This is a genomic window from Pseudoalteromonas shioyasakiensis (assembly GCF_022398475.1).
Taxonomy (GTDB): domain Bacteria; phylum Pseudomonadota; class Gammaproteobacteria; order Enterobacterales; family Alteromonadaceae; genus Pseudoalteromonas.
The window spans coordinates 1-14,747 of the sequence record NZ_JAKEVM010000105.1 but is presented as its reverse complement, the minus strand read 5'-3'; the positions used below and the strand labels follow the sequence as shown (position 1 = coordinate 14,747).

9 protein-coding genes and 1 pseudogene are annotated in these 14,747 nt (G+C 40.1%); 7 read left to right on the top strand and 3 right to left on the bottom strand.

All coding sequences use genetic code 11. The features are described 5' to 3' along the window. Window positions 1-716: 716 nt before the first annotated feature. From L1D51_RS15860 to L1D51_RS15835, 6 genes and pseudogenes are all read left to right on the top strand, one after another. Window positions 717-4,703 (top strand): hybrid sensor histidine kinase/response regulator transcription factor, encoded by a 3,987-nt coding sequence (locus L1D51_RS15860; protein ID WP_239964138.1) that lies wholly within the window; start codon window positions 717-719, stop codon window positions 4,701-4,703. A 297-nt stretch (window positions 4,704-5,000) separates the two neighbouring features. Further along, window positions 5,001-8,504, top strand: a complete 3,504-nt coding sequence (locus L1D51_RS15855) for a COG1470 family protein (RefSeq protein ID WP_239964136.1) — start codon at window positions 5,001-5,003, stop codon at window positions 8,502-8,504. Window positions 8,505-8,557: 53 nt separating this feature from the next. Continuing rightward, window positions 8,558-8,929 (top strand): hypothetical protein, encoded by a 372-nt coding sequence (locus tag L1D51_RS15850; RefSeq protein WP_239964135.1) that lies wholly within the window; start codon window positions 8,558-8,560, stop codon window positions 8,927-8,929. Window positions 8,930-8,999: 70 nt separating this feature from the next. Beyond that, entirely contained in the window at window positions 9,000-9,614 is a 615-nt protein-coding gene (locus tag L1D51_RS15845) for a trimeric intracellular cation channel family protein (protein WP_054563935.1), read from the top strand. A gap of 38 nt (window positions 9,615-9,652) precedes the next feature. Next, window positions 9,653-10,306: pseudogene (locus L1D51_RS15840) on the top strand (magnesium chelatase domain-containing protein); the annotation flags it as partial. Window positions 10,307-10,346: 40 nt separating this feature from the next. Next, window positions 10,347-11,057: an endonuclease gene (locus tag L1D51_RS15835; protein ID WP_239964133.1), complete on the top strand. Its 711-nt coding sequence runs from the start codon at window positions 10,347-10,349 to the stop codon at window positions 11,055-11,057. 212 nt (window positions 11,058-11,269) lie between these two features. Here the strand turns inward: L1D51_RS15835 and L1D51_RS15830 are convergent, their stop codons facing one another. Further along, window positions 11,270-12,190, bottom strand: coding sequence for a hypothetical protein (locus L1D51_RS15830; RefSeq protein WP_239964131.1), 921 nt, complete (start codon window positions 12,188-12,190; stop codon window positions 11,270-11,272). A 45-nt stretch (window positions 12,191-12,235) separates the two neighbouring features. Beyond that, the gene (locus tag L1D51_RS15825) at window positions 12,236-12,814 is read right to left on the bottom strand and encodes a recombinase family protein (protein ID WP_036974249.1); all 579 of its coding nucleotides are present in this window, start codon (window positions 12,812-12,814) and stop codon (window positions 12,236-12,238) included. 280 nt (window positions 12,815-13,094) lie between these two features. Here L1D51_RS15825 and L1D51_RS15820 point away from each other — a divergent pair, with 280 nt between their 5' ends. Continuing rightward, a complete protein-coding gene (locus L1D51_RS15820; RefSeq protein ID WP_239964129.1) occupies window positions 13,095-13,460 on the top strand; it encodes a hypothetical protein in 366 nt (121 codons plus the stop codon). A gap of 220 nt (window positions 13,461-13,680) precedes the next feature. Here L1D51_RS15820 and L1D51_RS15815 read toward each other — a convergent pair. After that, a partial coding sequence (locus L1D51_RS15815) for a hypothetical protein (RefSeq protein WP_239964128.1) occupies window positions 13,681-14,747 on the bottom strand: 1,067 nt, incomplete at its 5' end.

Here is a 14,747-nt window from a genome sequence, read left to right as displayed (position 1 = left end):
TGTAATACTAGGCACGCGAAAGCGTGTTTTTTTATGCCTGAAATTCAGTTTCAGAGCCCGAAGGTTGTCGGTTCGCCCTCAAAATTCACAGCTCCCGCAACCAACTGAAATTAAAGATTGAAATTAAATGAGTTTGATAAGTAGGCACGCGAAAGCGTGTTTTTTTATGCCTGAAATTCAGGTTCAGAGCCCGAAGGCCGTCGGTTCGCCCTCAAAATTCACAGCTCCCGCAACCAACTGAAATTGAAGATTAAAATTAAATGAGTTTGATAAGTAGGCACGCGAAAGCGTGTTTTTTTATGCCTGAAAAAGCTGGAAGCTTTAAGCTATAAGTTTTAAGTAGGATGAGAGTGTTGTTTAGTGCAGTGTTTTCACTCGGGTTCACCCAGTTCATTCTTTGTGTAGGTTGGTTTGAGCGTAGCGAAACCCAACATAAACAGAGCTATAAGCCGTCAGACGTCAGTTGATCAGAGCGATAGGCTTGACTTAGAACGTTTAAACTTTACCCTCGCTAACTCGCTAACTCGCTAACTCGCTAACTCGCTAACTCGCTAACTCGCTAACTCGCTAACTCGCTAACTCGCTAACTCACACCTAAATCCAACCCCTTGATATCTATCCTAGTTATTCATCCCTAAATTGGGAAATGATTATGAATGTTAGCTGAACTGAACTACGCTTGATTAATAACTAATAATAAATAAGTAGATTTAGGGATGATCCGTTTTTTAATAGCGCTGTTAGCACTTCTGTTCTTACCTTCAGCTTTGTGTGCATTTCAAAACTACGATATTGATGATGGTCTATCGCAAAGTGTTGTGTTTGATATTGTTCAAGACCAGCAAGGTTTTATCTGGATTTCAACACAGGCAGGCTTAAATCGTTTTGATGGCAATGAATTTACTGTATTCACAGCATCCGATAAGGAAAATAGCCTAGCGAATAACTATATCTATCCGTTGGCACTTGATAGCGAATCACAGCTGTTTATAGGTACTCGAAATAGTGGTGTAAACCAACTCGCATTACATAATTATCAATTTTCTGAGCCGCTTCTAAAAGAGCGTCGCATTACTAGTTTATTGGTGGCGCAACAGCAAGTTTATATTGGCACTTACGACGGCAGCCTGTTTCGTTACGATAAGCGAGCAGAGCAGCTTGAAACGTTAATAACAGGGTTAAAAAAGCCTATTTATGCGCTATCAAAAATCGCTGACATACTTTGGATAGGAACGCATGGAGCTGGGTTACTTCATTATGACCTTATTAATAATCAACAAATCAATTCGGTTTTTTCTGGCTTTGCTGAGCCAGTAAACATTCATGCTAGTGTCTTTGCTATCAAACAGGCCGCTGATGGCAGTATTTGGTTGGCAAGTCAGGGCGGCGGTTTGTATAAGATTGCGTTAAGCACCAAAACAATAACGCAGTGGTTAACTTCTAATGATGATAATTCTGGGCTTAGTAGCAATGAAATTCGTGATCTTGAGTTTGATAGCCAAGGCCGAGTTTGGCTAGCAACGCGAGGCGGCGGAATTAATGTTTACGACCCCATTGATGCAAGCTTCATTGTTTTAGCGCATGACCCGTTTGATAAATATAGTCTTGCTCATGACCGGGTATATAGTATCTACCGAGACAGTAGTGACATTATGTGGTTTGGTACTGCACATGGGATCAGTAAGCTCGACCCAGCATCATTGCAATTTAGTAAGTTAAAAAAGCCAACGCCACTTTCAAGTAACGATGCGTGGGCGTTATTTGAAGACTCAAAGCAACGTATTTGGTATGGCAGCTGGGGTGGCGGTATCGATATTCTTGATCAGCAATTAAATCGTTTAGATCGCATAACCAGCGAAAGTTCACCGTATTCAATCAGTAGCAATGCAATTAAAGCCATCGCCGAAGATCGTAATGGCGATATATGGATTGGCAGCTGGCAGCAAGGGATTGATGTTTTGCATACCGATGGCAGCATAAGTCACTATCGAGCAGATGAAGGCGAGCATGGCTTAACTGAAAACAGTATATATGCCCTTTTAGTCGATGAGAAAAATAATGTTTGGGTCGGCACTAATGGAGGGGGGCTGTTTTGCTTTGATAGGCAGCGCGGCAAATTTATTAGTTTTGCACAGCCTGTAGCGAATACACAACTTGTAATTCCAACGGCGCGGGTGACGAGTTTATACAAAACCTCGCAAGCAGATCTGTGGATAGGCACAGATGGTGATGGGGCTTATCACTACAACGCAGCAACCGATACCCTCACTAATTATCGCAAAGGCGACTTGGCTTTATCTGATAATACAGTGCGAGCGTTTTTAAAAATTGATCAGCAAATGTGGCTCGCAACATCGAACGGCTTAAATATTATTGATTTGAGCAACCAGCAAGTTCATCAGCTTAATGTCGCTCAAGGCCTTCCTAATCAAGTCGTTTATGCGTTGCTAAAAGACAATGAAGATAGGGTCTGGCTAAGTACCAACAACGGCCTCGCTAAAATAGACCCTGTAACCATGAGCATAAAAAATTATAAAGCTCGACATGGCTTACAAGGTAATGAATTTAATGCCGGTGCTTATTTAAAAACCCGTGATGGCCGCTTGATGTTTGGTGGCACTCAAGGGGTTAGTGTCATTAATCCTGCTGACCTTGAAGTTAATACTATTGGCGGGCAATTAGCACTCACTAGTTTGCAGTTTGATGATGAGGATGTGGTAAATCAGGGAGTCAGCCGTTTAGGCAGTTTATACCAAATAGAAAAAAGCCGTTCAGTGACTATTCCTGCGGGAATTAAACGGGTTCATTTTCAGGTTAGTTACCTACACTACTCTGAGCCACAGACTAACCAATATTCCTATCAGTTAGCGGGCTTTGAACAACAATGGCGCAAAGCTACAGGGGCTTTTTTATCAGTTGATTACACTAATCTTCCTGCTGGTAAATATCAGTTGAAAGTTAATGCTAGTAGTGAAAATGGGGCAAATGCGCTTACCCCATTACTGTTAAACATAACGGTTCTTGCGCCTTGGTGGCAAACCAGTGAGTTTTATCTGCTAGCAGCCATGCTGATTTTGGCGATGGTGTGGTTATTCACAGTGTTTTGGACTCGCCGTATACGCAAACAAAAATATTATCTGGAGCAAATTGTTAGCGAACGCACCGATGAAATCGCAGAGCAAAAAACACTCATCGAACAGCAAGCTGATGCTCTGAGTGATTCACTCGAAAATAAAGTGCGTTTTTTTACACATGCATCTCATGAATTACGTACTCCTTTGAGTTTGTTGATTGCGCCGTTGCAAAAGCTCATAGCAGATGAGCGAAATACTGAAAAGCGTGAGCAACTGAACTTGGTATTGCGTAATAGCCGGCGCTTAGAAAGTTTGGTCGATAAGCTGTTAACGCTGACTCGTTATGATGAGCGCCATGAAGAGATTATTAAAGTTGTATCATTATCGGCAATAGCCAGAGAGGTCGCGGGGCAGTTTGCTGTGTTAGGTGAAAAGCCCATCGACTTTAAGGTTGATATTGAAGAGGCTGTATTTATTGAAAGCACCCGAGAAGGGGTGATCACAATTCTTACTAATCTATTAAGCAATGCTTTTAAGTATACTCAGCAAGGCCAAGTCAGCTTAATCGTAAGCGCATCAGGTGAGCTTGCCTACATAGAAGTAACAGACACAGGTAAAGGCATCGCAGACGCTGAAAAAGACAAGGTGTTTGATACTTTCTACAGAGTAAGTAGTCATGCAAATGTAGAAGGTAGTGGCGTAGGTTTAGCTATCGTTAAACGTCTGGTCGATAAATACAAAGGCAATATTGTGTTGGCAAGTCGTTTAGGAGAAGGAACCAACTTTAAACTCGCATTTAAAACAGCACAATTTGCAGAGCAAGTTCCTGTTGATAGTACAAGCCTAAAATCAAAAGTGAGTCATGACAAAGCGAGTGTATTAATTATTGAAGATAATGACGAGCTACGTCATTACCTAAAAACAGAGTTACAGCACCGCTATCAAGTATTATTAGCTGAAGATGGTCAGATCGGTTTGCAAATAGCGCTGAGCCAAGTACCAGATTTAATAATTACTGATCTAATGATGCCAAAAGTCGATGGCTTTACTGTTTTAGATTCATTACATAATTCGCCCGTTACTTGTCATATTCCGGTGATTATTTTGACCGCCAAGGGAGACTATGAAACCCGAGTAAGTAGTTTGCAACAGCATGCGCTAGATGTGATCACCAAACCATTTGATAGAGAAGAGCTATTTTTAAAAGTTGAGAATTGGATACATTGGGTCAATTTATATTCTCAACAGCAAACTATGGATGCACCTGATCATGTTGAGACAAAGCAACCGGTTGTGGTTGATCCTCGTGACAAACAGCTGCTTGAAAAGCTTGAGTTGTATGTTGCTGAGCATTACCAGCAACAAGGTTTCTCTATGGTGAATTGTGCGAAAGAATTAGCGCTTAGTGAGCGTCAATTACAACGTAAGTTAAAAGTTCTATTAAACATTACTCCTAGTGAATATTTGCGTAATTATCGACTGAGTAAAGCAGCTGAATTACTAAGACAAGGGCGACAAATAAGCTTAGTAATAGATGATGTGGGCTTTTCGTCACGCTCGTATTTTTCTAAATTTTTTAAAGCAAAATATGGCATGACAGCGAAAGAGTACCAATGTCATTACATATAACATGTTGTTTATATAGGAAATGTCGTATTTGAGTACATTTTTGTCGGCATTCAGCATACTTATTTCTTGTAACTAATCTACCCTTGAACCTTAACGAAAAATGAATCGCTTTGATGGGATCTCGGGTGTTCATATTTGACGGGCAAACATGACTGAATTCAGATTATGGTTAAGGACGACACTGAGATCCCGCCTTTATTTCATGTTCAAAATAGGTTTTGCTTCCCTTGAGTTATGGCAACTGTGTATGCAGTTGCCTCTTTTTAGGGAAATACAGTACTCAATGTAAGGATTAGCATGATGAGCCCCCCTAATTTTCACTCCATAAAGTATTTAAAACAATTATTACTAGCGACAAGTCTTGTCGCTTTAACCGCTTGTGGTGGAGGCGGTGGAGGTGGTGATGACGATGATGATACCCCTCCCGTCGCTACAAACAAAAATCCCACGGTATCTATTAGTAGTGATAGCAGCGTAACAGAAGGTGGCGATTTAGTCCTACAAGCGACGGCAACAGACAGTGATGGCACAATTGCAAGTTACGCATGGCAGCAAACATCAGGTCCAGATCTAACACTTACCGGCAGCGATACAAGTACACTTACGATCACCGCGCCTGAAATCGAAGATGATGCAGATGTCGTTGTTTCACTGACAGTCACCGATGATGATGGTGCAACCGCCACAGCAACAGTAACGATTGAGCTTAAACGTAAAGTGCTCAGCGTAACGATCACCGGTATTGTAACCGATGAGCCGATTATCAACTCAAGTATTGTGGTGCAGATTGGTGATGAACAATTTGAGATTACCGCTGATGCACAAGGCCGCTATAGCGTAAACATTGAGGTTGATGACTCAGATGCTGATGAACTGGTTAAGCTGGTGGCGTTGGGTAATAACTCCATTGATCCGGGCGTTGAATTTGTATCCCAACTGAAGTCTATCGCAACGCTTGTTTCACAAGCAGGAGCCGATGGCACATTAAGCAAAGATGAAAACTTTGGCGTAAACATTACTAATGTTAGTACTGCAGAGTTTGCACTTTTAAGCCGCGACGGTACAAACATCGATTCTGAACAAGCATTAGATGAAGCTTTACTCGCTGTTGATGCTGACGAAAAACTGCTACTTGCAGCGTTAATCAAGATCATTGTAGATAATGATGACTACGAACTACCTGAGGGTGTCGATTCGACCCTTGATTTAATATCTAGCGCTGAACAAATTGATGACTTTATAAATACAGTTGAAAGCCAAGATCCAGGATTAATTGACTCTACAAAAGAAGAGATTAAAGATGATGATGAATTAGTTGATCAAACAATCAATAATCTGACCGGCAACTATTTATTAATGCAGCCACAATATTATCGAACTTCAGTTGGGCAGTTTGAGTTTAATAATGATGGTACCGGGTATGTCAGTTTACTGGATGTTGATACTGACTTTAGTTGGTCGCAACAAGAGCAAGACATCACAATTACTTTGGCTGAGCCAGCATTAATGAGTTGCTTTGTGGTTACTGATGGAAACGATGAACAGCTAGATGTTTGTGAGTACTTAGTTGAGTTAGACCTAACTATTCTTCTTGAAAACGATGCAAACAGAACGGTTGAGTTTTTCCGTAAAAGCGAAACACGCATAACCAGTTCAGATGTTGTATATAGAACTACAGAATCGAACTATAACGCCACCCTTATTGAACAACAGCAAACACTTGCTGTGACAGCTGATGAACTTATTGGTAATTGGGTTATTGATAACCTAAGCGAGTTTGGTGGATATAGTAGTGCAGTAAGTGTTGAGTTACTTTCTGGTGGAACAGGAACGCTCATTGATAACGATAACGCGCCTGTTAGTGTGACTTGGCAAGTTGATGGGAATCGACTGCTTATAAGCAATAATGCAGAAACTATTAGTTATGACATCGCTATTTGGCTCGTTAAAAATGTACAAGTGGGTTATCAATTTGCGGCATCACTCGAAGCTAAAGCGGACGATAGCTCACGTACAGTCACAGGTTTAATGGTGAGAGATAATCAGCTTTCATTTACTAAGTCAGACCTATTGGGTAAATGGACTGTTTACCAAGGCTATAACTCACCTCAAACAGACCTCCACTATGATGTGTATGATGATGGTTTAATGAACTTTAACCTGAATCAAAACTTTCGTTCTTGGCAAGTAAGCAGTGAGGGAGTGTTCTTAAGATATAACTATTTTACGAGCAATGGTGTTCAGCCAATTTGTCCTGAAGGGGAAGTTTGCCAAGTATACAGTGAGTTCTCGCAGCGATTATTAGCCACTAACAATGGTCAAAACTTTACGTATCGTAAATATCGCTTTTTTAACTATGATGGTTCGGAGCGTGTCGAAGATTATTCATCTCATCTGCGTAACTTCTCTGTGTCAGATGAGTATGGGGTAACCAAATTCGCACCCTATTGGTTAGAAGAAAACGCAAGTTTTGATAATAATGGCTACCCAATTACAACTAACTACATTGAACTTTATTCACCAAGAGAGCTAGGTGTAGAAACCATTAAAATAGCGACTATTTATGATGAGATGACGGCTGAGTATAGCCATCAAATCACCTTCACTTACCTTGGAGTGGTCAATCAATACGACTACAGTTTAGCGTCAGGGAAATTACTATTTGATAGCATGAAGGCTGAAGTGAGTGACTTTGATCGAAACTTCTTAACTATTTGCGTGTATGAGCAAGCAGGTAGTTGTACTGAAGATGCTAAACAAGCGTGGTACTTTGATAAGGCAATGGCTGAAGAGCAAGTTGTTGTAGAGCGTCCTGCAACGGATCATCCATTGGATGGGGCTTGGCAGCTTGCTGATGAGCCTGATGTCGCGGTAATTATTCGTGATGGAAAATGGTTACAAATTCAAGCAATGGACGACCCTGATGATGACACCGCATTCCCTGGTTTTGAAATTGGTGACTTTACTTGGGATGAAACAACAGGCGCTTTTGATGTCACTATTACGGAAGATACCAATGGTAGTTTCGGTATAGATGATGCTGGCAGTATTGTTGCCAGTGTTGATGGAGATACGCTGACATTCGATATCGAAGGTGAGGGTACTATTACGCTAAGTAGAATCTACAGTGAATCAAACCCGCTAATAGGGGGTTATACATATGGCTCTTACGATGGAGATTTCTTCATTGCTGTATTTAAAGAGGATGGCACTTTCTTAGAGCTTGCTCATGATACTGAGTTTGATGAGTTAGGTATATCAGGTGGTTACTACACCTATGATGCAGAAACTCAAAAGGTAGTGGTTGATTTCTATGTAAAAACCTATGGTAACCCAATTGAATTTGCTGACCCTTACTTTATTGTGAAGCCACAAGGTAACTTTATACAGTTCAAAGACGGCGATGATTTTGGCCTCTTCGAACGCGTTACACGAGTTATTGAGCAAGCAGCTTTCACTGAAGCAGATCTTATTGGCTCACATGTATTTACCTTTATGGCTGATGATGGCAGTGGTTTAGAAACCTCTAATGTCGTTATAAGTAATGATGGTACTGCAACATTTGAGTTAGATGGTGAAGTACGCTCAGCAGAGTGGGCATTAGATCTTGGGTCGTTGATGATGTATAGCGAACCAACAGCTACGCAAAATTATGGCTATGGTGTGACTATGACCCCCGTGATAACCATTGAAGGTGGTTTTAGTGTAGCAACGCTAGGTTTCGAAGTACCTGAAACCTACGATGATAATGATGATCCCGAGTTACACACTTTTGTATCGGGCAGTTTAATTAAGCAGTAATTTTCTGAGCCCAGTAGCAGCAATGCTACTGGGCTTTTTTGAGGAGTTAGTTTATGAAAGCGTTATATTTCTCAGTATTACTTCTTACCCTTAGTGGGTGCCAAACGATGGATGCAATGCAAGAAGACATTAGTGATTTAAGTAATAGCTTGTTTTCAAGTGAAGATATGAGCGAAGAATCACAAGATGCATTCTTAAAAGCACAAGAGGCATTTTATGAAGCCGACAATGTTCGTAAAAAACATGCGCAATTAAATGCTCAAGAACGAAGCTTATGGGTCGAGTTAGAAGATGATTATAACATCTTGTTGGCAACTCCTAGTAAAGCAACTGAGAAGGAATCTTACTTTTCAGACTCTACGCTTGCAGATAACGTTATGATGCAAAGTTTAAAGTTTATTGAGCTGGTCGAAAAAGGCGAGTAATCGAAACTTCGCTTAAAAGATTGAAAAGTTTATGTTACAACGGCACTAACATTACTTTTTAGTTACAAACATGACTGAACTTTACCATTGGTTTGATTTATTCGGCGTAGCCGTGTTTGCAGTTTCTGGAACGCTACTGGCGTACAACAAAAAAATGGATGGCTTTGGGGTTGTTGTGTTGGCCACAGTCACTGCTATTGGCGGTGGGACTGTACGCGACGTTATTTTAGATGTTCCTGTATTTTGGCTACATGATCAAAGCTATTTCTGGGCTATTTTATTGTCTGTATTTGTCACCACTCGATTAATCAATAAGCAGCGTTCTATTTCACTTAATGCGCTGCAAGTTGCTGATGCTTTCGGTTTGGCATTTTTTGCGGTGATGGGCACACAAAAAGCCATGCTCGCAGGTATGCCAGACACCACGGCGATTATCATGGGTGTAATAACAGCCTGTTTTGGCGGTGTTATCCGTGATGTGCTGGCTGGAAATATGCCGATGCTATTAAAGGGCGAGCTTTATGCAATTGCTTGTATCGCTGGTGGCATTGTTTATACATTAAGTATTTCGCTGGGTTTAGTGACCGAAGTAGCTATGATATTAGCCATGCTAATGACCTTATCACTGCGTTTAGCTGCAATGAAATGGCAACTGACATTACACGTTTTTAAATATCCCGACTAAACTTAATTTAAGGATGAATGATAGGGACATCATGGATCGTGTCTTTAGCTAGAATATTTTCACGTGCACAAGTGGGTGTACAAGCCCCTGAAGTGATTGTTGAAGTACACTTAGGAAATGGCTTGCCCGCTTTTCATATCGTTGGCTTACCTGAAGCGTCAGTCAAAGAGTCGAAAGATAGAGTGCGTAGCGCACTCGAAAACTCTCAGTTTGGTTTTCCAGATCAACGAATAACCGTCAACCTTGCGCCTGCTGATTTACCTAAAGAAGGTGGCCGTTTTGATCTAGCTATTGCTGTGGGTATTTTAGTCGCCTCTGGGCAAATAAACTGCCCTGATATTCATCGTTATGAGTTTTACGGAGAGTTAGCTTTAAATGGTGAAGTAAGAGGGGTAAATGCTATTTTGCCTTCGGTGTTAGGAGCGAAAGAGCAGGGTCGCTGTTGTTTCTTACCCGCCGAAAACGATAATCTCGCAAGCCTTGTTTCGGGCGTAGCTCGAAAAGCCGTTTACTCCTTACAAGATGTTTGGAATGACTTATTAAATCAGCAACCTTTGCCACTTAATATTTGCTATCCAGAGCAGCAGTCGCAGCGTGACTCGCTACTCGATTTAAGTGATGTGAAAGGCCAACCTGGCGCCAAAAGGGTACTCGAAATAGCAGCCGCTGGTGGCCATAATTTACTTATCTTGTTGTACTAATAGACCCATTATTAATCCTTAGGGACAAGCTATGAAACTTTTATGTGTTTTCTTTCTTATGTTCAGTATTAACTTAGTAAATGCCTCAAGTATCCCTACGTCTTGGTCCAAGGCTAAGGAAGTAGCTAGAGACAAAGTGTATTTTGACCATGCGATAACAAAGTACTGTGGTTGTCCTTATGAACCAAAAGGAGTTAGTGGAGGTGTCATCGATAATATTGCATGTGGGTATGATGGCTCTGAAGCAAAATATAAAAATGCTATTACAGTTTTAGACTGGGAGCATGTTGTTCCAGCTTCTCTGACTCCTGCAAAGCAAATGGCTTGTTGGGTCAATGGGAGTCGTCATGTATGTGAAAGGACCTCAAAAGATGCTCAGGCTATCATTTTTGATCTTCATAACTTAGTACCTTCAGTTGGACAAACTAATCGCATTAGGTCTGACACTAGATATGGGATTATAGAGGGGGAAGCAAGGAAACTAGGTCAGTGTGATTTTGAATGGACAGATGACATCACTGAGCCGTCTGAACTAATCCGTGGGGATATGGCTAGGATATGGCTTTATATGAGTTATAAGCACGATGTAGATATATCAGAGGAAGAATACTTGATGTTCCTGAGGTGGTCTCTTAGCGATCCTCCTGATGAGTGGGAGTTTATTAGGAACTCTAGGATTAAGGAGCTTCAGGGAAACTCTAATATATTTGTCGATATGTTTAGCCCTCACCCAATGGAATAACGAAATGAAACACAATTAGGAATATTTGTAGAGTTTATCATTAGCAGTTTCCACCCAAAGGTAACTTGTATGGATTACTGTATGGCTTTTGAGGTGTTCTTATTGAATACAACAGGAACTATTAAACGTATTACTGCATGATGTTAATTCCCCTGTAGACCTTGTATATAAAGGCTTTCAAGGGAATTTCACAGTTAAACTATAGGATAGGCTTAAAAGCCAATATCTTCCCAATAGTCCTTTTGTTTTCTTTTTTCTCTCGATAACCTAAGTTTCTCAGAAGGGAGCGTATAGTCATACTCAAGTAATTTCTTAATGGACTCTTTTGAGAGACCATCTTCATCATTCGATTCCCTGTAATTATTTAGTTGAGATACAGCGAGTGTCCCACCAACCTTAAAGAATGTATCAAAGATATCTAGAGCAATGGCCTCAGGAGTTTTGTTGTGCTTATGACTGACACTTTCTTCAATGATATGGTCTACTGGGAAGCCAAGGCGTTTTAACTCTTTAGATAAAGTGGTTTGCACGTCTACACCTAGTGACTCAAAAACGGGTAATGCTTTGTTTTTTTTCTGGGGTATCATGCAGAATTCTGCTGCTAATAAGGGAAGGTTATATCTTTGACGACATATCTCTTTAAAATTATCATCTGTAATCTCCTCACCTTTTTGCACTGATTGTTGAGCATTGTAAGGGAAAGGGAGGTTTGAGAGTTCGCGATTAAGTTGTGCTGGTGCAATCATCAAATTCGTAGAAATCAACTTACCTACTAGGCCGTTCTCTCCCTTAAGTGGGTCAATATGGCATAATTGGTAATCATATGTTTTAGTTACGACTTCACCATCACTTTTAAATCCACATGCCTTACGGTAAAACTTCCAAAGATAAATTAAATCTCTTAACTCATTGGTATTTTTTGGTATCGAATTGGTGCATTGGCGCTGAAAGGCTCTACGTAGCCATTGACCAAAAGAACTACTGAAGAATTTATAATCAATGGTCTTTAAGTGACAGTCTTGGCATATATTAATAGTAGAGCGGCGCTGCTTACCTGTAATTGGATTAGTTGTTAATGCTTTAACTCTACGCTTACCGCACTCTCTACAGGTTACAGGGCGTTGTTTTGCCATTAAAAAGGGCTCCTAAATTACGTTTAGTTTGTACTTTATGGGTAGTTATTGATTTTGAATGGACTCTTTCTTTGCTTCTTTAATGATGCGACTCACTGAACTTACAGCAATGTTGTGTTTAGCTGATGTCTTGCGAACAGAAAGGCCACTGTTTATGTCTCTCATGACTTCTTCTCTATTTATGCTTGCACTTCGACCTTTGTATTTACCTTTTTTCTTCGCGGCTTCAATGCCCTCTCGTTGGCGCTCTAATATTAGTTCCCTTTCGAATTGCGCTACGGCACTAAGCATTGTGAGCATCAGGTTATTGATAGAGCTCTCACCACCAGCAGTAAAGGTAAGGTTTTCTTTCATAAACTTAACGCTGACTCCTTTGCTTTTTAAGCTTTCAACGATCTCTAACAAGTCTTTGGTATTACGGGCAAGCCTATCCATTGAGTGAACCACAACTTCATCACCTTCACGAACATGATTAAGCATTGCTTGTAGTTGGGGGCGTTCAGTGCTCTTAGCTGATGCTTTTTCAATAAAAGCTTTGTCATAGCTTACATCAACCAATTGTCTATCAGTTGATTGCTGAGAAGATGAAACTCGAATATATGCGACTGTTTGATGCTTACTCATTAGTGTGGTGTTCCTTTATAAGTCTTAGACCCATAAATTTTAGTGTTCCGCTAATTTAAAATCAACCCTAATGAGAACGGTTTTGGAGACTTTTTTGGTGTTCTTATTTAGCATACCTAAATGGATACGCTTTAAGGTTCAAAATGTATTCTTCAGGACTTTGCTGAGAGATTTCATAAAACTAGTTCCACTCTGTTATCAAACTAACTATCTGAACTTTCATTTACAAATCAGTTGCTTGTATCTATTATGTTGTTGTCGTTTTCAAGAGGATTAGATTATGAAGAAAGAAGATAAAGCTAAACAGATTATATCCTACCTTTGTATTGGCGATGAAAATTGGCTTGAATATGATCCATCATTAAAGGGATACATTGGCTTTAGAGTGACGGGGTTAGAGCAGGTAATCAAAATCCCTACATTTTTCTCTGTTACTAGAGGGTATGAAGAAGTAGCAAAGCATGTAACTAACGCAGGATTCGATTATGGGCGCTGCTCAAAAGTTGTCTCTGATTACCAAAAGCAGCTTGTTGCTTTTCAAGAGTCAGCTAAAGCTCATCAGGAGTCATTTAATGAATTTAGGAAAGAGTTTAGTGAAGTCTTAGAAGAATTAATTCAGAGACGATCAAGAGAGCCGTTAAAGTGATACATGCGGCCTTAGTTTAATGTGGACTGGAGTACTCAAGAAAAATGAACTTTTATAAATCACGTTTCTTTTTGAAGGCATGGTACGGTGCAATCGTATTGACTAAGTATATCTCCCGACCGTCCCCCCCTCTGATAACATGGGGGAACAAGAAAAGTATTTGGATTCACGAAGCACTTACTATGTAGCTTGAATTTGTCTTTCTTTTTACTTAAAAAAGTTACAGGTTTAATAACCTTAGCGTATCTCCAGAGTAAAAGGCTGCATATGCGATACTTAGTTGAATCGCAGTAACCACGGCAAGAGAAAATAAATAAAATACTTTTGAACCAAAAGTCCGTGACTCTATCAGAGTGTTAACCTCTTCACGTGAAATATGGCTGTGTAATTTCCCTGACCAACTTTTTAAAGCCTTCTCTGAAATTTTTAGGTCTGCGCTAGCGTTCAGCCATCTAATTAAGAAGCTCAAAACTAAAAATATGCTTACCACTTTAAAGAGAACCTGCCCTTCAGGTGAGTGTAGTAGTTGGTTATTGACAACCGCCTTAGATACAGTCCCTACTGTAAAAATAAACCCTATGGTCAAAAGTGACTTTAGTAATTCTGAAGCAATTAATAGAGTTTTATCTGCAAATTTATCAGTAACGGTTTGAATATCAGAGTATATTTCTTTTAATTCTTTACGGTAATCATCACTTCTCTTTGCAATTACAAATCTATAATTACTTTTCGCTTGCTCTAAAGCATATTGCAGAGCTTTAGGCTTTAACTCCATAAGATTTTCAGAAATACATTCGAAAGAAAGACGATCAACCACTAGTTGTAGAGGGACATCAGGATCTTCCTTGCTGTAACACCACTGTATACACGCGGTTAAATTGCTCAGCATAGACTTTTCAACTTTTACGCCATCAGAAAGAATCTTAGCTGTAACATGTTTAACACCTTTTAGTTCAACTTTGTTATCTGAATAATAATTTGTACATAGCGAGACAAGTAATTGCTTTGCAAATGCGATCCTAAAAGGTGTAGCCTCCTCGCAACTTATACTTCCCCAAGTCAGTTCAAACTGTTGCGGATTTATTGAGATATTCTCTCCACTTACTAAATGGACATGCTTTAATATAACCTCAGAGGGAGGCAGTTTGCTTCCAGATAACCAATCATCACTATCTATTTCAGCATCCAAAGGGATTACAGAAAGCTTTGGACCTCCAAACCCCTCGCTTAAACCTAAAACATGGATACGGGTATTATTTTTATTATTTATAGTACTCTTTATGAGTG

Coding starts and splice junctions, on each gene's coding strand:
- L1D51_RS15860 (WP_239964138.1), top strand. CDS start 717: ATGATCCGTTTTTTAATAGCGCTGTTAGCACTTCTGTTCTTACCTTCA.
- L1D51_RS15855 (WP_239964136.1), top strand. CDS start 5,001: ATGATGAGCCCCCCTAATTTTCACTCCATAAAGTATTTAAAACAATTA.
- L1D51_RS15850 (WP_239964135.1), top strand. CDS start 8,558: ATGAAAGCGTTATATTTCTCAGTATTACTTCTTACCCTTAGTGGGTGC.
- L1D51_RS15845 (WP_054563935.1), top strand. CDS start 9,000: ATGACTGAACTTTACCATTGGTTTGATTTATTCGGCGTAGCCGTGTTT.
- L1D51_RS15835 (WP_239964133.1), top strand. CDS start 10,347: ATGAAACTTTTATGTGTTTTCTTTCTTATGTTCAGTATTAACTTAGTA.
- L1D51_RS15830 (WP_239964131.1), bottom strand. CDS start 12,190: ATGGCAAAACAACGCCCTGTAACCTGTAGAGAGTGCGGTAAGCGTAGA.
- L1D51_RS15825 (WP_036974249.1), bottom strand. CDS start 12,814: ATGAGTAAGCATCAAACAGTCGCATATATTCGAGTTTCATCTTCTCAG.
- L1D51_RS15820 (WP_239964129.1), top strand. CDS start 13,095: ATGAAGAAAGAAGATAAAGCTAAACAGATTATATCCTACCTTTGTATT.